Origin of the sequence: Micromonospora sp. CCTCC AA 2012012, assembly GCF_040499845.1 — a bacterium.
GTDB classification, from domain to species: domain Bacteria; phylum Actinomycetota; class Actinomycetes; order Mycobacteriales; family Micromonosporaceae; genus Micromonospora; species Micromonospora mangrovi.
On sequence record NZ_CP159342.1, the window covers coordinates 4,892,153 to 4,914,938 of the forward strand.

General features: G+C 73.4%; 20 protein-coding genes. 5 read left to right on the top strand and 15 right to left on the bottom strand.

What is annotated here, in order from left to right; all coding sequences use genetic code 11:
* The first annotated feature begins 137 nt into the window (after positions 1 to 137).
* Together ABUL08_RS21780 and ABUL08_RS21785 are read left to right on the top strand one after the other, a co-directional pair.
* On the top strand, positions 138 to 1,445 hold the full coding sequence (locus ABUL08_RS21780; RefSeq protein WP_350931818.1) for a D-arabinono-1,4-lactone oxidase: 1,308 nt from the start codon (positions 138 to 140) through the stop codon (positions 1,443 to 1,445).
* A 44-nt stretch (positions 1,446 to 1,489) separates the two neighbouring features.
* The gene (locus ABUL08_RS21785) at positions 1,490 to 2,419 is read left to right on the top strand and encodes a hypothetical protein (RefSeq protein ID WP_350931819.1); all 930 of its coding nucleotides are present in this window, start codon (positions 1,490 to 1,492) and stop codon (positions 2,417 to 2,419) included.
* Positions 2,420 to 2,437: 18 nt separating this feature from the next.
* Here the strand turns inward: ABUL08_RS21785 and ABUL08_RS21790 are convergent, their stop codons facing one another.
* The 10 genes from ABUL08_RS21790 to ABUL08_RS21835 all read right to left on the bottom strand — a co-directional run bounded on the left by ABUL08_RS21790 (position 2,438) and on the right by ABUL08_RS21835 (position 16,182).
* A complete protein-coding gene (locus tag ABUL08_RS21790) occupies positions 2,438 to 3,472 on the bottom strand; it encodes an NlpC/P60 family protein (protein WP_350931820.1) in 1,035 nt (344 codons plus the stop codon).
* Between the two features lie 39 nt (positions 3,473 to 3,511).
* Entirely contained in the window at positions 3,512 to 3,994 is a 483-nt protein-coding gene (locus ABUL08_RS21795; protein WP_350931821.1) for a poly-gamma-glutamate biosynthesis protein PgsC/CapC, read from the bottom strand.
* Positions 3,991 to 5,718, bottom strand: a complete 1,728-nt coding sequence (pgsB, locus tag ABUL08_RS21800) for a poly-gamma-glutamate synthase PgsB (RefSeq protein WP_350931822.1) — start codon at positions 5,716 to 5,718, stop codon at positions 3,991 to 3,993. The genes ABUL08_RS21795 and pgsB overlap by 4 nt, the downstream gene beginning before the upstream one ends.
* A gap of 1 nt (position 5,719) precedes the next feature.
* Positions 5,720 to 7,963 carry a HAMP domain-containing protein gene (locus ABUL08_RS21805; protein ID WP_350931823.1) on the bottom strand — a complete coding sequence of 748 codons (2,244 nt, stop codon included), beginning with the start codon at positions 7,961 to 7,963 and terminating at the stop codon, positions 5,720 to 5,722.
* A gap of 325 nt (positions 7,964 to 8,288) precedes the next feature.
* Entirely contained in the window at positions 8,289 to 11,111 is a 2,823-nt protein-coding gene (topA, locus tag ABUL08_RS21810) for a type I DNA topoisomerase (RefSeq protein WP_350931824.1), read from the bottom strand.
* A gap of 353 nt (positions 11,112 to 11,464) precedes the next feature.
* Positions 11,465 to 12,082, bottom strand: coding sequence for a hypothetical protein (locus tag ABUL08_RS21815; RefSeq protein WP_350931825.1), 618 nt, complete (start codon positions 12,080 to 12,082; stop codon positions 11,465 to 11,467).
* Positions 12,073 to 12,612, bottom strand: a complete 540-nt coding sequence (locus ABUL08_RS21820; protein ID WP_350931826.1) for a hypothetical protein — start codon at positions 12,610 to 12,612, stop codon at positions 12,073 to 12,075. The genes ABUL08_RS21815 and ABUL08_RS21820 overlap by 10 nt, the downstream gene beginning before the upstream one ends.
* A 97-nt stretch (positions 12,613 to 12,709) precedes the next feature.
* A complete protein-coding gene (locus ABUL08_RS21825) occupies positions 12,710 to 15,070 on the bottom strand; it encodes a sodium-translocating pyrophosphatase (protein WP_350931827.1) in 2,361 nt (786 codons plus the stop codon).
* Positions 15,071 to 15,391: 321 nt separating this feature from the next.
* Positions 15,392 to 15,826 carry an ATP-binding protein gene (locus tag ABUL08_RS21830; protein ID WP_350931828.1) on the bottom strand — a complete coding sequence of 145 codons (435 nt, stop codon included), beginning with the start codon at positions 15,824 to 15,826 and terminating at the stop codon, positions 15,392 to 15,394.
* A complete protein-coding gene (locus ABUL08_RS21835) occupies positions 15,826 to 16,182 on the bottom strand; it encodes an STAS domain-containing protein (protein ID WP_350931829.1) in 357 nt (118 codons plus the stop codon). The genes ABUL08_RS21830 and ABUL08_RS21835 overlap by 1 nt, the downstream gene beginning before the upstream one ends.
* A gap of 181 nt (positions 16,183 to 16,363) precedes the next feature.
* On the opposite strand from ABUL08_RS21835, the gene ABUL08_RS21840 reads away from it, so the two are divergent.
* The 3 genes from ABUL08_RS21840 to ABUL08_RS21850 all read left to right on the top strand — a co-directional run bounded on the left by ABUL08_RS21840 (position 16,364) and on the right by ABUL08_RS21850 (position 19,836).
* The gene (locus ABUL08_RS21840; protein WP_377522566.1) at positions 16,364 to 18,811 is read left to right on the top strand and encodes a DEAD/DEAH box helicase; all 2,448 of its coding nucleotides are present in this window, start codon (positions 16,364 to 16,366) and stop codon (positions 18,809 to 18,811) included.
* Between the two features lie 192 nt (positions 18,812 to 19,003).
* Entirely contained in the window at positions 19,004 to 19,210 is a 207-nt protein-coding gene (locus ABUL08_RS21845; protein ID WP_242796119.1) for a hypothetical protein, read from the top strand.
* Between the two features lie 47 nt (positions 19,211 to 19,257).
* Positions 19,258 to 19,836 carry an LURP-one-related/scramblase family protein gene (locus ABUL08_RS21850; RefSeq protein WP_350931831.1) on the top strand — a complete coding sequence of 193 codons (579 nt, stop codon included), beginning with the start codon at positions 19,258 to 19,260 and terminating at the stop codon, positions 19,834 to 19,836.
* 194 nt (positions 19,837 to 20,030) lie between these two features.
* Here ABUL08_RS21850 and ABUL08_RS21855 read toward each other — a convergent pair whose 3' ends face one another.
* The 5 genes from ABUL08_RS21855 to ABUL08_RS21875 form a co-directional block, all read right to left on the bottom strand.
* The gene (locus tag ABUL08_RS21855; RefSeq protein ID WP_350931832.1) at positions 20,031 to 20,393 is read right to left on the bottom strand and encodes an Rv3654c family TadE-like protein; all 363 of its coding nucleotides are present in this window, start codon (positions 20,391 to 20,393) and stop codon (positions 20,031 to 20,033) included.
* 98 nt (positions 20,394 to 20,491) lie between these two features.
* Entirely contained in the window at positions 20,492 to 20,869 is a 378-nt protein-coding gene (locus tag ABUL08_RS21860) for a TadE family type IV pilus minor pilin (RefSeq protein ID WP_350938762.1), read from the bottom strand.
* Between the two features lie 35 nt (positions 20,870 to 20,904).
* Complete coding sequence (locus tag ABUL08_RS21865; RefSeq protein WP_350931833.1) at positions 20,905 to 21,072, bottom strand: DUF4244 domain-containing protein; 168 nt, start codon at positions 21,070 to 21,072, stop codon at positions 20,905 to 20,907.
* 21 nt (positions 21,073 to 21,093) lie between these two features.
* Complete coding sequence (locus ABUL08_RS21870; RefSeq protein WP_350931834.1) at positions 21,094 to 21,732, bottom strand: type II secretion system F family protein; 639 nt, start codon at positions 21,730 to 21,732, stop codon at positions 21,094 to 21,096.
* Between the two features lie 305 nt (positions 21,733 to 22,037).
* A complete protein-coding gene (locus ABUL08_RS21875; protein ID WP_377522437.1) occupies positions 22,038 to 22,598 on the bottom strand; it encodes a type II secretion system F family protein in 561 nt (186 codons plus the stop codon).
* Positions 22,599 to 22,786 lie beyond the last annotated feature (188 nt).

A 22,786-nucleotide genomic window follows, 5' to 3' on the forward strand; every position in this document is an offset into this window, starting at 1 on the left:
CCCCCTTCGACGGATGAACATATCTGCACGTCACGAGTCTGTGACTACCGGTACAACGAGCGGACCCCGAATGCGGTATTTACCAGGTACAACGTTCCTGATATGAAGTCAGTTCATATTCATGTCGAGGAGCGTCCATGCCCGGTACCGCAGTCGAGTGGTCCAACTGGGCCGGCAACCAGCGCAGCACGGCCACCGCCATCCTGCGCCCCCGTACGACCGGGGACGTCGTCGCGGCCGTCCGCGCCGCCGCGGCGGCCGGTCGGACGCTGCGGGCGGTGGGCAGCGGCCACTCGTTCACCGACACCGCGGTCACCGACGGACACCGGCTGGAACTCGCCGACCTGCACACCGACGTCACGGTCGACACCGCCCGACGGCTGGTCACCGTGCCCGCCGGGCTGCCCCTGCACGCCCTCAACGACCTGCTCGCGCGGCACGGCCTCGCCCTGCCCAACCTCGGCGACATCGACGCGCAGACCATCGCCGGGGCGATCTCCACCGGCACCCACGGCACCGGGGCGAAACTCGGCTGCCTCTCCACCTTCGTGGTCGGGCTGACCCTGGTCACCGGCACCGGCGAGGTGCTGCACTGCTCCGCCGACGCGCACCCGGACGTCTTCGCCGCCGCCCGGGTCGGCCTCGGCGCGGTCGGCGTCCTGGTCGAGGTGACCCTGCGCTGCGTCGACGCCTTCGTGCTCCGCGCCCACGAACGCCCGGCGCCGCTGGACACGGTGCTCGGCGACCTCCCGGCGCTGGTCGCCGGGCACGACCACGTCGAGTTCTACTGGTTCCCCTACACCTCCCGGGTGCAGGTGAAGACCAACGACCGGGTGCCCGCCGACGACCGGCCGCTGCCCCGGTGGCGGGGCTGGCTGGACGACGAGTTCCTCGCCAACACCGTCTTCGCCGGAGCCTGCCGGCTCGGCCGCGCCGTACCGGCGCTGGCCCCCGGCATCAGCGCCGTCTCCGCCCGCGCGCTCACCGAACGCAGCTACACCGGCCGGTCCGACCGGGTCTTCTGCACCCCGCGCCGGGTCCGCTTCGTGGAGATGGAGTACGCCCTCCCGCGCGCCGTCCTCCCCACCGCGCTGGAGGAGCTGCGCCGCATCGTCGACGGGCTGCCGTTCAAGGTGCTCTTCCCGGTCGAGGTGCGATTCACCGCCGCCGACGACATCTGGCTGTCGCACGGCTACGGCCGCGACTCGGCGTACGTGGCCATCCACCAGTACGTGGGGATGCCGTACGAGCCGTACTTCCGGGCGTTCGAGGAGGCGGCGACGGAACTCGGCGGCCGGCCCCACTGGGGGAAGCTGCACTACCGGGACGCGGCGTCGCTCGCGCCCGCGTACCCGAGGTTCGCCGACTTCCGGGCCGTGCGCGACCGCCTCGACCCCGACCGCCTCTTCACCAACCCCTACCTGCGCCGCGTCGTCGGGGACTGACTCCGGCACCCGCGCAGCCGCCGCACCCCGGTACCCTCCGGGCGATGTCCCGGAACCGCCCGCGCCGTGCCGTGACGGCCGCCAGCTGTCTCTTCGCCGCCCTGCTCGTGCTGGGCGGCTGCTCGGTGCCGACGTCCGCCCCCGCGGTCCAGCCGAGCGGTACGGGCCCGCGGGACCCGGGCCCCTCCGTCGAGGACTTCGTCCGGCAGCTCAAGCCCACCGCGCCGTACCGCGATCCGGGCGAGCGGGAACGGCAGGACACGGAGGAGGCGGTGTCGCTGCTGCTGCGCGGGCGCGACGGGCTCGACCGGGCCACCGCCCTGCTCAACGGCGTGGGCTACCAGTCGGCCGTGGACGACGACCCGGAGACCGGCCGCAGCTACGCCATCTTCACCACCGACGCCGGCGGCGACCGGTCCTGGGGCATGCTGCTGGTCGACCTCTCCCGTCCCCCCGAGCTGGCCGTCGAGGTCCCGCACCCCAACTCCGACCTGCACACCGAGGATGTCGGGCTGCGGCTGTTCCGGGCCGTACCCGGGTCGGTGCTGCTGATCGCCGGCGCACACCGCCGGGCCGCCAACGACCGGGCCGACGCCGCCCACAACCCGGACGGGCTGTTCCAGGTCATCGCTGCGGAGTTCGCCCGCCACGACGTCAACCAGATCCAGCTGCACGGCTTCGCCGACCGCAGCCTCCCCGACGAGGACGTGGTGGTCTCCAACGGTCAACGCCGCTCCAGCGCCCCGCTGCGCCGGGTGGCGAACGCGCTGGACGAGGCCGGCTTCGTCACCTGCCGCGCGTGGACGGCCCGCTGCGGGCAGCTCGAAGGCACCACCAACACGCAGGCGGAGGAGGCCCGCCGGCAGGGCACCGTCTTCATCCACCTGGAGATCACCTGGGCGGTCCGCCGGGATGCCGACCGCCGGGCCACGCTGGTGCAGGCCCTCGCCGCGGCCGACCTGCCCCGGAACTAGCCCGGCGACCGGCCGGCGTCAGATGCGCCGCGCGGTGAGGAACCTCGCCGACCAGTAGCTCGGGCCGTCCAGCAGGGACTCACCGCCGAAGTCGCCGAAGGTCGGCCCGTCCGCCTTCACCCGGCTGGACATGAAGCGGTGGTGGCCGGAGTCGTCCACGCCGATGTAGATGCCGGAGTGCTGAATGGTCGGCCCGGCCTCCTCGCCGTGGCTGAAGAAGACCAGGTCGCCCTCCTGGAGCAGGTCGTAGTCGCGGGCCGGGCGGCCGGTGCTCGGGATCAGCAGCGTGCCCGGGCCGACAGCGGCCAACGCGAAGGCCCGGCGGGGCAGACCCGGCCCCTTGGTGTTGGTGCCGAGCAGCGGGTACTTCATCCGGTAGCCGTAGACCATGCGGATGAAGCCGGAGCAGTCCAGGCTGCGGAAGTGGGCCTTGTCCGGACGCTCGTGCCGACCGTCGGGGAAGTCCCACGGCACGCCCAGGTAGTCGTAGAAGTCGGAGTTCTCCGCACGGCCGTCCGGGTCGTCGGCGGAGTACGGACCGAACGAGGCGTCCCCGGCGTACTGGATGCCCTTCGCGTCCTTCCGGGCCTTCGCGCCGTCCTGGTACTGCATCGCGATCGCCAGGGCGTCCGGACTGCGGTCCTTGACCATCCTGCTCAACCAGGGCCGGAACCAGGACTCCCGCTCGGCGCCGGCCTTCCAGGGCTTCGGCGCCAGCCGGATCCAGCCGTCCGTGGTGACGGTCGCGTGCGTGAAACGGGCCTCGCCGAAGGTCCGCTCCGGGCCGGAGACCCGGACCGTCCGCGCCCCGTCGGTGAAGAGGGCCAGCACCCGGCCCTCGGCATCGCTGACCTGGGTACGGGCTGGCCGGGTCAGCCGCTCGTAGGTCAGCTCACCGGAGGCGTCGGCGGGTGCCCCCTGGGTGCCGGTCAGCGCAGCCGGCGCGGAGACCGGGGCCCGGTCGGGGCGGAGCGCCACCACGACGATCGCACCGGTGGCCACCAGGACGACGACCAGCGCCGCCCACATCCACTTGTTGCTCTGCGACACCATCCGGGGGTCACCTTCCCTGGTCTCGGTCACGGCGAGGCGTCAGCTCACCGGCACCAGGCCGGCCAGCACGCCACTGATGATGATCAGGTAAGAGCCCCCGGAGACCGCCGCGGTGGCGAGCATGGTGGCCACCGGGGGCTGTCGGACCAGCTGGTACGCGATCAGACCGGGCGCGACGAACCCGAGGGTCTGGTGCGAGAAGAGCAGGGGGAAGTCCTGCTGGATGACGAGGAACAGGGTCGTCTGCAGCAGCACGCTGAGCAGCACGATGGCCGCGAACAGCCGCTTGCCGTAGAGGATCACCACGCGCTGCATGAGCTTGGTGAGCGCCCAGGTGACCCCGGTCATCACCACGATCACCAGCGCCTGCCGGTACTCCTCGACCAGGATCAGGGCCAGCCACCCCGGTGTGATCATGCCGCCCGGGGAGAGGTTGGTGGTCAGGTAGCAGGCCAACGCCAGGACCAGCCCCACGCCCAGGCAGAGCGTCGACAGCTCCGGCGTCAGTTCTCCGCTCGTCACGAGGGGCTCCAGTACGTGGACGGCCGCGGGGGCGGCGTATCGGGATCGGTCTGGTCGGGGCGGGACACCGGCGGACGACGGACGACCGGTTGGGTCGGCATCGTCCGGTCCGGGTCGTAGCGGGCCGGCTCGGGCGGGCCCTGCGGCGCACCGCCCTGCGGTGGCGGACCGGACCGGGGGCGGACCGGCGGCCCACCATACTGCCCACGGGGGCCGTCCGGGTCGTACGGGTCAAGGCGGCGGGGCGGTCGGGCCGGGTACCCGCCGTACGGCTGGTCGTCCCGGGTCCGGCGCTCGCCGTACGGGGCACCGAGGGGCGGGTACGGCTCGTGGGCGGCGACGCGCGCCGGCCGAGCGTCGTGCGGGTCCCGGGGAGCGGGCGGCGTGAACCCGTGGGGTGGCAGCGGACCCGGGCGGCCCGGTACCGCCGGACCGGCCGGCACGCCGGAGCGGCCGGGAGACCGGACCGGCAGGGGGACGCGTGGTTCCGGCTCCCCGTACGGCTGCCGGCCGGCGGGGCGGGCCGGCGGGGCGGCACGGTCCTGGGGGGCGGGTTGCTCCAGGCCGGCGAGCTGGGCCAGCAGGATCTCACCCTGACCGTGGATGTTGCCGATGGCCAGCACCGAGGCGAAGCCGTCGATGGTGCCGAGCACCCCGTCGAGGAGCTCCCGCGCCGGGATCCGGCCGCCCAGGTCGACCACCCGGTCCTGCCACTGGGCGTCGATCTTGGCCCGGGCGCTGCGGGTCGGCTCACCGATGAGGATCACCTTGTCCGGGTCGATCCGCGCGATCAACGAGCCCATCTGGCCGTTCCGCTCGACCCGGTCCGGGCGGCAGTTGATCAACACGTGCAGCGGCCTCGGGATCGAGCCCTGATCGGCCAACTGCTGGATGTTCATGTACGTCGACTCGGGGTCGTTCGCCGCGAAGATGTTGGCGAAGCGCAGCGACCGGTCCCCGGCGCGGTACTCCTCGACGCTGAGCACACCCGGATCCGGCGGCGCCGTCCACATGCCCTGCACGGCGGCCTCGCGGGGAACGCCGAGCAGCTCCGCCACCTTCAGGGCGATGGCCACGTTCTCCTTGAACGTGGTCCAGGTGAAGCCCTTCATCTCCTCGTCGGCCACGGACTCCGGATAGACCGGGACGAGCGTGCACCTGCGCTTGTCCGCCTCCTCCTGGAGGATGTGCAGCCGGTCCTGCTCGGCGGTGACACAGATGCCGCCCACCGGCATGGACCGGCTCAACGACCGCGCCACGTCGTCCAGCGTCGGACCCATCTCCGCCAGGTGATCCTCCCGGACGTTGCAGAGGATGCCGATGGTCGACCGGATCAACTTGGTCTGGTTCAGCTCCTGCAACGGCGGCATGACCGCCATGCACTCGATCACGAGCGCGTCGGGATAGTAGGAGGCCGCCCGACGCACGATGCCGATCTGCTCCACCACGTTCGCGATGCCGAACTTGCGGTAGACCGGCTCCTCGCTGGCGTCCGGGAAGATGAACCGGGCCGCGGTGCCGGTGGTCTTGGCGACCACCACCATTTTGCCGCCGCGCAGCGCCCCGGCGGTCAGGCGGGTGATCGAACTCTTGCCGCGGATGCCGTTGACCAGCACCCGGTGCGGGATGCTGTGCAGGCTGCGATGGTGGTTGCGCTGCTCGATGACGCCGCCCGCCAGCAACCCGAGGCAGGCGGCCAGGAACACCAGATAGAGGAAGAGCACGTCAGACACCCTTTCGGCGGCCACGGCCACCACGGCGGCGGTCCGGCACCCGGGGCATGATCGCCGTGGGCATGCCGTCGGTGCCCCGCAGCCGCGCCGCGCCACCGAGGCGCTGCTCGCCGTGCGTCGCCGCCTGACGGCACACCTCCAGGCAGACCGCGACCGCCCCGATGTCGTCGTGCCAGCGCGGCGAGATCGCCTGGGAGGTGTCGCCGCCGGCCAACGTGGCCGCCTCCCGGGCCAGGTTGCGCAGCGGCCGGAGCTGGAAGAAGTAGTGCCAGCTGAACAGCAGCAGCCCGATACCCACCGCCACGACCACCACCAGCAGCGCACCGTGCCGCAGCACGTTGCCGGGCAACGCGAAGTCCGTCACCGGACGTTGGGCGACCACCGTCCACTTCAACGCCGCGGCCGGGCCGTCCAACGCCACCGGCGCGGCGACCAGCAGGTCGCGCGCCCCGTCCACCTCCGTCACCTGGGCGTACGTCCGGCCGGTGAGCGCCTGCGTCGAAGCGCCCCGCACCGGGGCGTCGGTGACCTGCTCGAACGCCAGATAGCCACCGCTGTCGAGGATGTCGCGCTGGTCCACGTCCAGCACCCGGACCCGCCCCTGCATCCGTTGCAGCAGCCGGGTCAGGTAGCGCACGTCGAACTCCGCGACCAGGGACCGGCCGTCCGCCAGCGGCTGGTACGCGTACACGATCGGCAGCCGCCCGCGTACGTCGTGCAGGACGACACCGCCCTTGCCGGGTGCCTTACCGGTGGGGCGCAGCGGTTCGCGGCCCACGCTGGTGACCACGCTCCCGTCCGCCGACAGCACGTACGCGCTGCGGAACCGGCCCGACTCGTCGAGCAGGTCGTCCAGCGCCCGGCGGAGCTGCTGGTTACTGGCGGCGGGTTGGTCCCGACCGAGCACCAGCAGCTTGTCGTAGCCGCCGTTGAGCGAGTCGCCCAACGCCGCGGCGACCGCACCGGCCTGGTTCTCCGAATCCCGCACCACCTGGGCGGGCAGGTCCCGCTCGGTCTCCTTCGCGGTGGCGAGGATGCCGCCGGCGGCGCCGAGGACGGCGACGACCGCCGCGACGACCATCAGGATCGCCGGTACGCCGCCCGCTGCGGAGTGCCGACCGGCCGGGCCGCCCCCGGGCCGGGCGGCGAGTGCGCTCAGCGCCGAGGCGATCCGGTTGACCTGGGCGTTGGGCGTGCTCGGCGGGTCACCCGGTGAGTTGCCCGAGGCGACCGCCTTGGCGTGGGCCAGCAGCCGGCGTACCGGCAGGACCAGCCCGGCCCGCAGGATGAGCAGCACCACGATCGCCGCCACGACCAGCGCGAGCGCGGCCACCAGCGGCTCCCGGCTCTCGGCCGCGGTGGTCATCGGCGAATAGATCAGCGAGACGACCGCGAAGCCGTGGTCCCCGACGGCGTCGGCCGTGACCACCGGGACGACCGGACCGGTGGCCCCGCTACCGCGTGCCGGCACGACCGCCGGGCCGGTGCGGGTCGTGGTACGCCCGCGCCCACTGGCCCGGACCGCCTTCTCGACGACCGGATCGAGCTGCGGACCCGCCTGCACCGGGGCACCCTGGGCGAGGGCCCGGCCCTTGCCGGCCACCGCGATCAGCACGGCCTGCCTGGAGCGCGGGTCGAGACGCAGGGTCCGCACGTTCAGTCGCAGCTCGGCGACGAGGAGCTTCCTGTCGGCCAGCGGCTCGACCAGCAGCATGCGGGCGTCGTTGCCGTCGACCAGCGGCAGCGCGGCCCGTTCCGGGGCGAGCCCGGCCGGCAGCACGAAGACCTGGCCGACCCGGTTCACGACCGTCTTGCCGTCCGGGTTGAAGACGGCCACGCCGCGCCACTTGTCCTGGTCCTTGGTCAGGGCGGCGAGCCGCGCGGCGGCCTGCTCCGGGTGCGCCCGGTAGGCGACGACCTCACGGCCCAGCTCGTCCCGACTGCGGTTGACCGAGCGGTTGAGGCTGCGGGAGAGCTCGCTGACGAACTCGTGCTGGGACTCGACGACCGCCCGGGGCACCCCGGACGAGGTGTTCCGGCCCAGGTACGCGAAGGCGAAGATCGCCAGCAGCGTGAGCAGCAGGGCGCAGACCAGAGAGGGCGTGCCGATCCCGGTGAGCAGCCGCGGCTGGGGCAACTGCTTCTCGAGGCTGATTAGCCGCCAGCGGGCGAGCTGGTCCGGGTCCTCCTGCGGGTGTCCACCCGCCGGACGACCCGTCATGGGCACGATGCTCATGCCCGTGCCTCCTCCACACCGATGTCCCGCAACGACGTTCCTCCCCGCGCGCGTCAGCAGGCGAGGCTAGCAAGAGGAAGCGCTGCGGGCCGACCCTCCACGGGTCCCGCGCACCTGCGGACCGACGCGGCGTTCATGCCGCGGTCGTCGCCGGGAGCCCAGCGGGACCGGTGGCGCGAGCAGCCGTGCCCGCCGGGACCGGCACCACGGCGCCCGGCCGACGGCGGAGCTGCGGGACGGGCCAGCTCCGCCGAGCACGCCGCACTGTGGACACGGCGACCAGACTAGGCCATCCGCCGCCCGCCGCCGCGGATCGTCACCGAGATCACTCGGCGCTGCTGGTGGTCTTCCTCGGTGCGGCCTTCTTCGCCGGGGCCTTCTTGACGGCCGTGGCCTTGGCGGCTGTGGTCTTCTTGGCGGCCGTCGCCTTGGCGGTGGTCTTCTTCGCCGCCGTCTTCTTGGCCGGGGCGGCCTTCTTCGCCGCCGCCTTCTTCTTCGGCGCCGGCCCCTTCGCCCGCTTCTCGGCGAGCATCTCGGAGGCCTGCTCGATGGTCAGCTCCTCCGGGGTCTGCCCGCGCCGCAGCGACGCGTTGAACTCCCCGTCGGTGACGTACGGCCCGAACCGGCCGTCCTTGATCACCAGCGGCTTCTCGGTGGCCGGGTCGACGCCCATCTCCCGCAGCGGCGGCGCGGCGGCCTTCCGCCCACGGGTCTTCGGGGCGGCCAGCAACGCCAGCGCCTCGTCCAGCGTGACGGTGAACATCTTCTCTTCCGAGTCCAGCGAGCGGAACTCGTCACCGCGCTTGACGTACGGGCCGTAGCGGCCGTTGTTGGCGACCACCTCGCCGCCGTCCGGGGCGACCCCGATCAGCCGGGGCAGGGTGAGCAGCTTCAGCGCCTCGTCGAGGGTGAGCGAGTCCGGCGTCTGCGACCGCAGCAGCGAGGACTTCCGCTCACCACTGGCCACGTACGGGCCGAACCGGCCGGACTTGAGCACGATCGGCTCGCCGGTGGCCGGGTCGTCGCCGAGCTTGCGCTCGCCACCGCCGCCGAGGAAGAGCTCGTGCACCTTCTCCGGGGTCAGCTCGTCGGGGGCCAGCCCCTCGGGGATCGGCGCCCGGTCACCCTGGCTGCCGCCCTCCTCGCCCTCGACCTTCGGGGCCGGCTGCTCACCGGGGAGCGCCCGCTGGAGGTAGGGACCGAACCGGCCGACCCGGACGACGACCTCGCGGCCCTCGGAGTCGGTGTGCAGCGGGATCGAGTTGACGCTCCGGGCGTCGATGTCGCTGAGGTTCTCGGTGACCAGCTTCTTCAACCCACCGGCGTGGGCGATCGCCTGGTCGCCGGTGCCGTTGGTGCTGCCGAAGTAGAAGGAGGTGAGGAAGTCGACGGCGGCGTGGTCACCACCGGCGATCTCGTCCAGCTCGTTCTCCATGCTGGCGGTGAAGTCGTAGTCGATCAGGCGCGGGTAGTGCCGCTCCATCAGCCCGATCACCGCGAAGGCCAGGAAGGTCGGGATCATCGCCTGGCCGCGCTTCATCACGTACCCGCGGTCCTGGATGGTCTGCATGATCGACGCGTACGTCGACGGGCGGCCGATGCCCAGCTCCTCCAGGGCCTTCACCAGCGAGGCCTCGGTGTAGCGCGACGGCGGCTGGGTGTGGTGCCCCTGCGCGGCCAACTCGTCGGCGGTGAGCGGCTGGTCCTTGACCAGGGTGGGCAGCCGGCGCTCGGCGTCCTCCGCCTCGGCGGTCTCGTCGTCGCTCGACTCGACGTACGCGCGCAGGAAGCCCGGGTCGGTGATGGTCTTGCCGGTCGCGCCGAAGTCGGCCTCCTCCTGCGCGGTGGAGACCGCGCGGATGCGGACCGAGACGCTGGAGCCGACCGCGTCGGTCATCTGCGAGGCGATGGTGCGCCGCCAGATCAGCTCGTAGAGCTTGAACTCCTCGGCCGACAGCTCCTTGGCCACCTCACCGGGGGTGCGGAAGTTGTCCCCGGCGGGACGGATCGCCTCGTGCGCCTCCTGCGCGTTCTTCACCTTGCCGGTGTAGCGGCGGGGCTCCGGCGGCACGCTGCGCTCGCCGTACAGCTCGGCGATCTGTCGGCGGGCCGCCGCGATGGCGGTCTCCGACAGGTTCACCGAGTCGGTACGCATGTAGGTGATGTAGCCGTTCTCGTAGAGCCGCTGCGCGGTGCGCATCGTCTGCTGCGAGGAGAGCCGCAGTTTGCGGGCCGCCTCCTGCTGGAGGGTCGAGGTGATGAACGGCGCGTACGGGCGGCGGCGGTAGGGCTTCTCCTCGACCCGGGTGACGGTGAACTGCCGCCCCTCCAGCCGGGCGGCGAGCCCGCGCGCCCCGCTCTCGTCGAGGTACACCACGCCCGCGCCGGGCTTCACGCGACCCGTGGTCGGCTCGAAGTCCTTGCCGGTGGCGATCCGGTCGCCGTTCAGCGCGACCAGCGTCGCGTTGAACGCGCGCGGCCCCTCGCCGGGCTTCGCCACCGCCAGGGTGGCCAGGATGTCCCAGTACTCCGCGGTGCGGAAGGCCATCCGCTGCCGTTCCCGCTCGACCACGATCCGGGTCGCCACGGACTGCACCCGGCCCGCCGAGAGCTTCGGCATGACCTTCTTCCACAGCACCGGCGAGACCTCGTAGCCGTACAGCCGGTCGAGGATGCGGCGGGCCTCCTGCGCGTCGACCAGGTCCCGGTCGATCTCGCGCGGGTTCGCCACGGCGGCCTGGATGGCCGGCTTGGTGATCTCGTGGAAGACCATCCGCTTGACCGGGACCTTGGGCTTGAGGGTCTCCACCAGGTGCCAGGCGATGGCCTCGCCCTCGCGGTCCTCATCCGTCGCCAGGAAGATCTCGTCGACCTCCTTGGCCAGCTTCACCAGCTTGCTGATCTGCTGCTTCCGGTCGGCGGAGACCACATAGAGGGCGTGGAAGCCGTTGTCGACGTCCACCCCGAGCCGGGCCCACGGCTCGCCCTTGTACTTGGCCGGCACGTCGGCGGCGTTGCGCGGGAGGTCCCGGACGTGGCCGAAGCTGGCCTCCACGACGTACCCCGGGCCGAGGTAGCCCGAGATCGTCTTGGCCTTCGCCGGTGACTCGACGATGACCAGACGGGTGGTTCCAGCGTTGCTCGGCACGTCTCTCTCCGACCTCACTCCTGCGCCATGCCCGTTACGGGGCCGTGTCCCCTCATGCCCGGTCCGGGTCGCGTTGCACCGGCCGGGCCACGGGCGGTCCGGATGTCCAACGTAACGCGCCGCCCGCGCTCCGGGTTTCGTGGGCGGCAAACCGGTCGGTCGTGGCGGGGACCGGGCGGCCCCGCGCGGACTGTCGCCGGACGGCGCCACCGTACACCGTGGGTAGGGTGCCGAGCGGGTCACTGTGACGATGACGGACCCTCGGCCGAGGTGGCACCGGACCGTTTTCCTGGACAAACCGCCACCCGGCGGGTGTCACGGATCGGACAGCCGAAGGGGTTGCGCCCCGCGCGTCAGCCCGCCGCCCGCGGCCACTCGGCCTCCGGCGCGGTCGCCGGCCGGTCACCCACCAGCTCCGCCAGCCGGGCCAGTCGCCGCCGGCCGGTGATCCGGTACGCGGGCCCGCCCGCCTCCGGGTCGAGCAGCGCCCCGGGGAGGCCCACCGCGGCCAGCGCCGCCCGCACCTGCGGCCACCAGGGCGCGTCCGCCGCGCCGAGGCGGAGCAGGAACCCGGCCGGCTCGGCCGCTCCGGCGGCGGCGAGCCAGAGCCGCAGCCGCCGCCCGTTCAGGTGGAAACCGGCCGGTGGCCGCTTCACCGTGCCGCGCAGCCAGGCCGTCGCGAGCGGGGCCAGGGTGCTGGCGTACGAGGTGCGGACCCGGTGCCGGCCGTCCCCGGTCGGCTCCCAGCCCGCCGCGATTCCGCGTACGGCCAGCTCGGCCACGAGGACGTGCACCCGCCAGGCGGCGTCCACCACGATCGACAGTCGCGCCGTGCCGCCCATCCGGACCACCTCCCCCGGCCCGGCGAGCAGGCCGGCCAGGTCCGCCAGGGACGGGTCGGCCGCCTCGGCGCCGAACAGCGACAGCTGCCGGACCGGGTCCGGTGGTGAGTCGGGAGGCGTCAGCGACACTCCGGGACCTCGTCGAAGGCCTGTTTGAGCTCTTTCGAGTTGAGCTTGCCGGTGTCCAGCGCGCTCGCGTCGTACTCCTTGTTCAGGGTGTCCACGGCGGCCCGCACCCCGTCGTAGAAGGGGCCGGCCCGCCCGGTGTCGAGCCCCGCGATGGTCGTCCGGGCCCGGCCGTACGCGTCGCGCACCTTGCTGAGCGAGCCGCGGAACCCGGCGGAGATCTCCGCGCCGTGGTCGGTCTCCGGCACGCCGGCCTCCTCGACCTTGCGCCGGGCCGTCTCGCTGGCCTGCTCCGCCCCGGCGAAGAGCCGGACCAGGTTCTCCTTGGCCTGCGCCGGGGTGGTCTGCGCGGTCATCTGCTGCTGGGTGCTGCTGGTCAGCTTGTTGATCTCCGCCCGCCACGGCGTGAGCGCCTGGCAGACGGAGGCGGCCCAGGCTCGGGGGCTGGGGCCGCCGCAGCCGGCGACGACGAGGACGACCGTGGCCAGGACCACCGTGAGCTTTCCGGCGGCTGCCGCCCGGCGCGTACGCATGCGAAGCAGCGTACGGCTTCCGGAGGGAAGTGCCACCGGTCAGGTTTCGACGGACGGGTTCCCGGCCGGCGGCTGCCGACCGGGAACCCGCGCCGGATCAGACGTTGACCGTCTCCGGCCGCTGGTCCGGGTTGCCCGCCCCGGTGTCGCTGCCGTTGCCGGAGTCGTCCATGGCGATGCCCTTGCGCTTGCTGAACACCACCGCCGCCACGATGATCAGCGCCGCGACGACCGCGATCGCGATCCGCAGACCGGTGTTCCGGTCGTCGCCCACGCTCCAGGCCACCACGGCCGGCGCGATCAGCAGCGAGACCAGGTTCATCACCTTGATCAGCGGGTTGATCGCGGGGCCGGCGGTGTCCTTGAACGGGTCGCCGACGGTGTCACCGATGACGGTCGCCGAGTGCGCCTCGGAGCCCTTGCCGCCGTACGCGCCGTCCTCGACGAGCTTCTTGGCGTTGTCCCAGGCGCCGCCGGAGTTGGCCAGGAAGACCGCCATCAGCGTGCCCGCCCCGATGGCACCGGCCAGGTACGACGCCAGCGCGCCCGGGCCGAGGCCGAAGCCGACCGCGATCGGCGCGAGGATGGCGAGCAGACCGGGGGTCATCAGCTCGCGCTGCGCGTCCCGGGTGCAGATGTCGACGACCTTGCCGTACTCGGGGCGCTGGGTGCGGTCCATGATCCCGGGCAGCTCACGGAACTGCCGGCGGACCTCCATCACCACGGCACCGGCCGAGCGGGAGACCGCGTTGATGGCCAGCCCGGAGAAGAGGAAGACCACCGCCGCGCCGATGATCAGCCCGACCAGGTTGCGCGGGTTGGCCACGTTCAGCGCGTTGAGGATCTCCTGCCCGACGTCGCCCACGCCCGCGTCCTCGTACGAGGAGCGCAGCGTGTCGGTGTACGAGCCGAACAGCGCGGTCGCGGCGAGGACCGCGGTGGCGATCGCGATGCCCTTGGTGATCGCCTTGGTGGTGTTGCCGACCGCGTCCAGCTCGGTGAGGATCCGCGCGCCGTGCTCGTCGATGTCGCCGGACATCTCCGCGACGCCCTGCGCGTTGTCGGAGATCGGGCCGAAGGTGTCCATCGCGACGATCACGCCGACGGTGGTGAGCAGGCCCGTGCCGGCCAGCGCGACCGCGAAGAGCGACAGCGTGATGGAGCTGCCGCCGAGCAGGAACGCGCCGAAGACGCCGGCGCCGATCAGCAGCGCCGAGTAGACCGCCGACTCCAGGCCGACGCTGATGCCGGCGAGGATGACGGTGGCGGCGCCGGTCTGCGAGCTCTTGCCGATGTCCTGCACCGGGCGCTTGTTGGTCTCGGTGAAGTAGCCGGTCAGCGCCTGGATCGCGGCGGCCAGCACGATACCGATGATCACCGCGCCGATGGCGACCAGCCGCGGGTTCCGGTCGACGTCGGTCAGCCCGCCCTCCAGCTCGGCGAAGGTCGCCGGCAGGTACGCGAAGGCGGCGATCGACACCAGCACCGCGGAGAGCACGGCCGAGATGTAGAAGGCCCGGTTGATCGCGGTCAGCCCGTTGCGGTCGGAGGCGCGCAGCCGGGTGATGAAGACGCCGACGATCGCGACCAGCACGCCGATGGTGGAGATGACCAGCGGGAAGACCAGCCCGTCCTCGCCGAACGCGGCGCGACCCAGGATCAGCGCGGCGACCAGCGTGACCGCGTACGACTCGAAGAGGTCGGCGGCCATGCCGGCGCAGTCGCCGACGTTGTCGCCCACGTTGTCCGCGATGGTGGCGGCGTTGCGCGGGTCGTCCTCGGGGATGCCCTGCTCGACCTTGCCGACCAGGTCGGCGCCGACGTCGGCGGCCTTGGTGAAGATGCCGCCGCCGACCCGCATGAACATGGCCAGCAGCGCGGCACCGAAGCCGAAGCCCTCCAGCACGGTCGGGGCGTCGCCCTTGAAGAGCAGGACGACCAGCGCCGCACCGAAGAGACCGAGGCCGACGGTGAGGAAGCCGACCACGCCACCGGTGCGGAAGGCGATCTTCATGGCGCCCTCACGGCCACCTTCCCGCTCCCGGGCGGCGGCGGCTACCCGCAGGTTGGCGCGGGTGGCCAGCCACATGCCGGCGCCACCGATGAACGCGCTGAACCCGGCGCCCACCACGAAGAAGGCCGACCGGCCGATCTTCACCAGGGTCTGGTTGCCGTCGGTGTCGTGCACCGGCAGCAGGAAGAGCAGCACGACGGCGATCACCACGAAGATCGCCAGGGTCCTGAACTGGCGCAGCAGGTACGCCGACGCGCCCTCCTGCACCGCCCCGGAGATCTCCTGCATGTTGGTGGTGCCCTTACCGGCTGCCAGCACCGCCTTGGTCAAGGCGGCCGCGAAGACGAGCGCCACCAGCGCGATGACCGCGGCGATGACGACGTACGTCAGGTTGGCTCCGGTAAGGGACAGTGCGCCGCCGTCGGCGGCCAAGGTCCCGGACATCTATGTCCTCCTGTACCGAACACTCGCGTCGGTCCGTGGAGACACACGGCCGACGCCTGGATGCGGACTCGCCAGCGCGCGCCGACCCCACCCGTGCGGGCCAGCGATGGGCACCCATTTCCGCTGGCTGCGGGACGGGTCACGTGCTGACAACCCGCGTACTGTAGCCCTCGGCAGTGTTGGAGGTCACACGGAGGGGGCACCGTGTCTCGATGATCTTCGTAACTGTGTTATGAGGAAAAATCTGATATATGGGCCGAGCAGCACGACGAGGCCGCGCCCCCCGAGGGGAACGCGGCCTGCGGTTCGTGCCGGGTCAGCTCAGCGGCCCACCGGCCACACCATCCGGACCTCGGTGCCGATGCCCTCCTCGACCGGGCGCACCTGGAGATCCTCGACGAAGCCGGCGAGCAGGGCGAAGCCGACGCCGGTGGTCAGCGCGTCCTCGCTCAGCGACTCCTTCGCCAACTCGTCCGGCGGCAACGCGGCCAGGCCGATGCCCGCCTCGATCGGCGCCCGGTCCACCACCCGCACCGAGTACGCCCCGGAGTCCGACATCTCCACCAGCACCGGGTCGGCCACGCCGTACTGCCGGTGCAGGGCCACCGCCCGGGTGCACGCCTCACCGATGGCCAGGCGCACCTCGTCGAGCAGTTCCTCGCGTACCCCGGCCCGGCGGGCCACCGCCACGCCGACCAGGCGGGCGGTACGCACGTGCACCGGGGCAGGCGAGAAGGAGAGCTTGACGGTCGCCATCACGCGCCGGCGCCGGTCGGGTCGGCGCTGATCGCCGCGTCGACCGTCGGGTGCAGCGGGAAGACCTGGTCCAGGGCGGTGATCCGGAAGATCTTGAGCAGCGGCTCCTTGTCGCAGACCAGGGCGAAGGAACCGCCCGCCGCGCGGAGCCGCTTCAGGGCGCCGACCAGCACGCCGAGGCCGGTCGAGTCGAGGAAGTCCACCCGACCCAGGTCCACCACGACCCGGTGGACCCCACCGTCGATCAACTCCAGGAGCCGTTCCCGCAGCCGCGGTGCGGTGTAGACGTCCACCTCACCGCCGACCTCGAGCACCGTGTGCTCCCCCACGGTGCGGGTCGCCAGCGACAGCTCCATCGGTCCTCCTCGTAGACTCTTCTGGGCATCTAACCATCCCGCCGCCGACCCTCTGGCGGGTCACCGGCGAGGGCTTCCTCATACCCCCGGCCGCGGGTTCCCAATTCCGAACACCAGTGCGAGAGTGCAGGACGTGACTGTCGACGACTTCAGCGCGGCCCGGCTGGCGCCGCGCCGCGACCTGGAGCCGTCGGCCACCGTATCCGCCGGCACCGGTCCGGTGCGACCGCCGGCCGAGCTGCTGGGTCGGCTCCGCGCCCGGCATCCCGCCGACCCGGTCACCCACGTCGAACGGGTGCCGGCCCGGGCCGGCGAGCCGGCCGCCTGGCCGACCTGGACCCCGCCGGAGCTGCGGGCGGCGTTCGCCCGACGCGGCGTCGTCGCCCCGTGGCGGCACCAGGCCGAGACCGCCGAGCTGGCGTACGCGGGGAGCCACGTGGTGGTCGCCACCGGGACGGCCTCCGGCAAGTCCCTGGCGTACCAGCTGCCGGCGCTGGCCACCCTGCTGGCCGACCCGCGCGCCACCGTGCTCTACCTGGCGCCGACCAAGGCGCTCGCCGCCGACCAGTTGCGCGCCGTCGCCGGCCTGGAACTCGACGGGGTACGCCCCGCCACCTACGACGGGGACACCCCGCGCGCCGAACGCGAGTGGATCCGCCGGCACTCCCGGTTCGTGCTGACCAACCCGGACATGCTGCACCACGGCATCCTCCCCGGGCACGCCCACTGGTCCGGCTTCCTGCGCCGGCTGGCGTACGTGGTGATCGACGAGTGCCACACCTACCGGGGCGTGTTCGGCTCGCACGTGGCGCACGTGCTGCGCCGCCTGCGTCGACAGTGCGCCCGCTTCGGGCGTACGCCGGTGTTCGTGCTGGCCTCGGCCACGTCGGGTGACCCGGCGACGGCGGCCGGGCGGCTCACCGGCCTGCCGGTCGCCGCCGTCACCGAGGACACCTCGCCGCGCGGCGGGGTGACCTTCGCGCTCTGGGAGCCGCCGCTGCTCCCCTCCGCCGACCCGCCCTCCGCGGAGGCCGATCTCCTCCAGGTCCGCCGGTCGGCGCTGCGGGAGACCGCCGACCTGCTCGCCGACACCGTCGCCGAGGGGGTACGCACCCTCGCCTTCGTCCGCTCCCGGCGCGGCGCCGAGGTGGTCGCCGCGAACGCCCGGCGCTGTCTCGACGAGGCGGTCCCCGGGCTCGGTGACCGGGTCGCCGCCTACCGGGCCGGCTACCTGCGCGAGGAGCGGCGCGAGCTGGAACGCGCCCTGCTCACCGGCGACCTGCTCGGCCTCGCCTCCACCAACGCCCTCGAACTCGGCGTCGACCTGGTCGGGCTGGACGCCGTGCTGATCTGCGGCTGGCCGGGCACCCGGGCGTCGCTCTGGCAGCAGGCCGGCCGGGCCGGGCGCTCCGGCGACGAGGCGCTCGCGGTGCTGGTCGCCCGGGACGACCCGCTCGACACCTATCTCGTGCACCACCCGGAGGCGCTCTTCGGCCGGCCCGTCGAGGCCACCGTGCTCGACCCGGCCAACCCGTACGTGCTGGCCCCGCAGCTCGCCTGCGCCGCCGCCGAGGCCCCACTCACCCCCGCCGACCTGGAACTCTTCGGCGACGGGGCGAAGGAGGCGGTCGACTCGCTGGTCGAGGCGGGCGCGCTGCGGCAGCGCCCCACCGGCTGGTACTGGCGGCACCGGGAACGCCCCGAGGTCGACCTGCGCGGCGAGGGCGGCGCACCGGTCTGCGTGGTGGAGGAGTCCACCGGCCGACTGCTCGGCACCGTCGACGGTGGCTCGTCGCACTTCCTCATCCACCCGGGCGCGGTCTATCTGCACCAGGGCGTCTCGTACGTGGTCGACTCGCTGGACCTAACCGACGGGTGCGCGCTGGTGCACGCCGAGGAGCCGGACTGGTCCACCCACGCCCGGGACGTCACCTCGCTCTCGGTGGTGTCGGTCCGGTCGTACGTCGACGCCGGGCCGGTCGGGCTCTTCCTCGGCGAGGTGGACGTGACCAGCCAGGTCGTGTCGTACCAGCGTCGCCGGATCGCCTCCGGCGAGGTGATCGACACCCGCCCGCTCGACCTGCCGGCCCGGGAGCTGCGCACCGTCGCGGTCTGGTTCACCGTCTCGCCGGAGTCGCTGGCGCTCGCCGGGGTGGAGGCCGCCGACATCCCGGGGGCGCTGCACGCCGCCGAGCACGCCGCGATCGGGCTGCTGCCGCTGATGGCCACCTGCGACCGCTGGGACATCGGTGGCCTCTCCACGGCCGTGCACCCGGACACCGAGGCGCCGACCGTCTTCGTCTACGACGGGCACCCGGGCGGGGCCGGCTTCGCCGAGCGGGCGTACGGGACGGCGGCGGCGTGGCTGCGGGCCACCCGGGACGCGATCGCCGAGTGCGGCTGCGAGTCGGGCTGCCCGTCCTGCGTGCAGTCCCCGAAGTGCGGCAACGGCAACAACCCGCTCTCCAAGTCGGGGGCCGTGCAGGTCCTCGACGTGGTCCTCGCCAACCTGCCCCCACAGCCCGCCCCGGTACCGGAGCCCGCCGCGCCTGCGGATCCTGTTGCTCCCGGTAGCGGTTCGGCCGGGGCCGACGGGCGGGCCCCGGTTCTGCCGCAGCAGACCCGCTGATCGACTCCACTCCGGCGCCATCGCGGCATCCCGGCCCGGCGGATACCGCCAGGCCGCCGATCCGGTGAGCGCGCCGTGCATGATCGGCGCGGAGTCTGGGCATTGATGCATGGGAGCGCTTCCATGGATGCCCCTGTCGCGGGTTGCGCTCAGCCGTCAGCCGATCTGCGTCCCGACGCCGGAGGAGGAGCCGTGGCCGACACCATCGCGGAGACCGTCGACCTGCTCTACACGATCAACCAGGAGAACCTCACCCCCGACCAGCAGATCGCCCTCGGCTCCGCGCTGGCCACCCTCGCCCAGGCGGAACGCCTGGAACAGATCAACGAACGCCTGCGCGGCATCCACCAGGTGCTCAACGCCTGGGCGATGAAGGCCACCATCGAAGGGGGACGCTGAGGGGCGGGTTGTGCCAGACTCCGGCGTTCACCCTCGAAGGAGATCGCATGCAGCTCGACACCTTGCAGACCCAGCACCAGTTCTTCATCCGCCAGCGGATCCGGATGATGGTCAACCAGTACGAGGTCCGCGCCGTGGCGCCGGACGGCACGGAGGGTGAGCTGCTCGCGTTCGCGCAGCAGAAGCGGCTCGCCTTCAAGGAGCAGGTGACGATCTACACCGACGACTCCAAGCAGACCCCGCTGCTCGGCTTCAAGGCCCGTCAGCGGCTCGACCTCGGCGCCACGTACGACGTGACCGACCACGCCGGGAACCCGATCGGGCTGTTCCGCAAGGACTTCGCCCAGTCGCTGCTGCGCTCGACGTGGCACGTCGAGCAGCCCGGCCTGCCGCAGGTCACGGGGCAGGAGCGCAGCCTGCCGGTGGCGCTGCTGCGCCGGTTCGTCGACTCGCTCTCCTGGCTGCCGTACCACTTCGACTTCGTCGCCGGCGGCCAGCCGGTGTTCTCCGTGGTGAAGAAGTGGGGCCTGCGCGACAAGTACGTCGTCGAGATCCAGCACCCGCAGGTCGACCGACGGCTCGTCATCGCGATGGCGGTCGGCCTGGACGCCCTCCAGGCCCGCTGACCGGCACCTCGGGCGCGTGCCGGTGACGGCACGTGCCCGAGGCGGACCTCCCGGCACACACCCAGCACCTACATCCGGCAGCCGCTGCCCGCGACCTCCCGCGCACCAGTCGGTAGAGGCTTCCCGGAGGGCGGGAGCGACGTGAACCGACCGCCGCCCGAGGGCTGGGGGCGACGGGGCATTGGCGGCACCCCTCAGCCCCGAACCGGTCCGGCCCGGGAGGTGGCCGAGGCGGCCCGGGTCAGGCCCGGCACCGGGCGGATCGTCACCTCGGTCGTGACCAGGACGTCCAGCCCGTCGAGCCGGCAGCCGACGAGGCGGGCACCGTTGGCCCGGACCAGCTCCGCAGCGGTCGCGCAGGCCACCTGCTCGCCGGCCGGCACCCGGGCCGCCGCCGCGAGCGCCCCGAAGTCCGCCGCCACCGCGGCCCGCTGCCGCCCCAGCCGCGCGGCGGCGACCGCCGCACCGGAGAGCCCGAACAGCAGCAGCACCAGACCGACCGCGAGCAGGCACACGGTCGCCCCGCCCCGCTCGGCCGACCGGTGGCGGTCGGTCACGACCACCCATCGCCTGCGCCACACCGGTCGCACGACGGACGTGGTCAGGGACCTGGCACGGGTCCAGCACGCTGCACCACGCTGGCCGACACGCCCGGTCACGGCGGCGGCTCCGGTCCGCCCGGTTCCAGCGCCGCCACCGCGCTGGCCGACACGGTGATGCGGGGTAGCCGGGTGGTGAGTGCGCGGACCGGGGCGCGGACGGTGGCGGTCACCTGGTCGCCGCGTACCTCGACGGTCACGACCGCGCCGTCGGGGGCGGCCCGGGTGCCGGCATCGGTGCCCGCTCCGCCCCGGGAGGCGGCGAGTGCCGCCTCCCGGGCCGCGTGCAGACAGCCGGCTTTCGTCCCCACCGCGTCGACCGCGGTGAGACCAGCGAAGAGGAGCAGGACCAGCGCCGGCAGGCCGGCCGCCAGTTCGGCGGTGAACGAACCACGGTCGCCTGTCGCCCGTCCGGGGTGAGCGGCAGGAGGAATCTGGGCGCGGTCGCCCCCGGCCGGCCGGCGCTCGGTCACTTCAACGCCCGGTCGATGACGGCGGTGAGCGCGGCCTGCACGTTGCCGGAGGTGAGCACCTTGAGCAGGATGCCGGCGAAGGCGACCGCGGCGAGCGTGCCGACGGCGTACTCGGCGGTGTTCATACCGGCGTCACCGCGCAGGCGACGGAGGAGTTTGCGCATGTCGTACCCCTTCTCGATGGTTCAGAGCAGGTCGCCGAGGACGGCGACGATCACCGGCACCAGACCGGCGAGAATGAAGGCGGGCAGGAAACAGAGCCCGAGCGGCAGCACGATGAGCACGCCGGCCCGCCGGGCCGCCGCCTCAGCCGCGGTGGACCGCTCGGCCCGCAGCTCGTCGGCGAGCCGGGTGAGCGCGCCGGCCAGCGCCGCACCGCTGCTGGTGGACCTGAGCGCGGCAGCCACCAGAGGGTCGGCACCGGCCACCGGCCGCAGGTGCGACCAGGCCTCCTCCGGGCCACCGCCGAGCAGCAGCGTGCGGCCGACCCGGGCCAGCCGTTCGGCGAGCGGCCCGCCGAGCGCCTCCGCCACGGCCAGCACCGAGCGGTCCACCGGCGCACCGGCGCGCAGCGCCGCCGCGAGCAGGTCCGCGGCGAGCGGCAGGTCGGCGACCTCGCGCAGTCGCCGGTCCCGGACGGCACGCGGGGTGAGCCGCCGCAACAACCGGTCCGCCGCGACCGCGACCAGCGCCCCGACCAGCAGACCGGCCCAGCCACCGACGACGACCAGAGCGGCGACACCGGCGAGTCCCGCCCCGAGCCGGATCCGGTCCGGCCGCCGCACCGCCCGGTCGGACGCGGCGTCGCCCGGACGGCCGGGCACCCATGCCCCGGGCTCGGACCGCGGCCCAGGCCGGTCGAAAGCGGCGTCACCCGGACGGCCGGGTATCCCTGGCTCGGACTGCCACCCTGGGCGGTCGGACGCGGCGTCGCCCGGAGGGCCGGACGTCCACGGCTCGGAGCCGATCCGGCCGGTGTCGCCCGGCTGATCGGACTGACCGGTTGCCGGGCCCGAGCCGCGTGGCAGCAGGCGGAGTCGGCGGCGCGTCCCGCGCCCCGGCGCTCCCGTCGACGCGGTGAGCAGCGCCGCCGTGACCAGGCAGCCGACTGCCAGCTCCTGCGGGCGCATCAGCCGGCCCGCCCGGGGGTCCCGCCGAGTCGCTCCGCCCAGACCAGGCCGGCGACCTGGAGCCCGATCGCCACGACGGCACTGCCGCCGCCGATCGGGGTGTGCAGCAGCACCGTGACCGGGTCGGCGCCGATCGCGTAACCGAGCCCGATGCCGCCGAGGGGAAGCGCGGCGAGCAGCCAGGCGGTGGCCCTGGCCCCGGCGGCCTGCGCGGCTGCCGCGGCCAGCCCACGATCCGCCGCCCGGGCGTCGGCCTCGACCCGTTCGAGCAGTTCCGCCAGGGGCGCGCCGGTGCGGTCGGCCAGGTGCACGGCCGCCCGGGCCAGCGCCGTCACGCGTACCGGCCCGTCCCAGGTGCGCACCGCCGGCACGGGCAGCCCGGCCCGCAGGTCGGCGGCGAGCCCGGCGAGCTGCTCCAGGGCTCGCCGCCGCAGCAGGTCGGCGCGCCGGTGCGCCTGCCGGCGGAGCACGCCACGCACGCCCAGCCCGCCGTACGCGGCGAGGGCCACCCCGGCGACCGGACCGGCGAGGACACCCGCGGCCACCCCGGACACGAGCACGACAGCGACCAGGATCCGCCCCGGAAAACGCGCCGCGGTACGGGTGAGCCACCCCCTCGTCCCGGGGATCTCCCCTCCGACGACTGCTTCCCGGTGACCGCCGCCGACCACCGGTGGCGGGACGACGGCCGGCTCACCGGCCGTGAGGGGCATCCCGTCGTGGCGGGCCGCCTCGTGCGGGACACCAC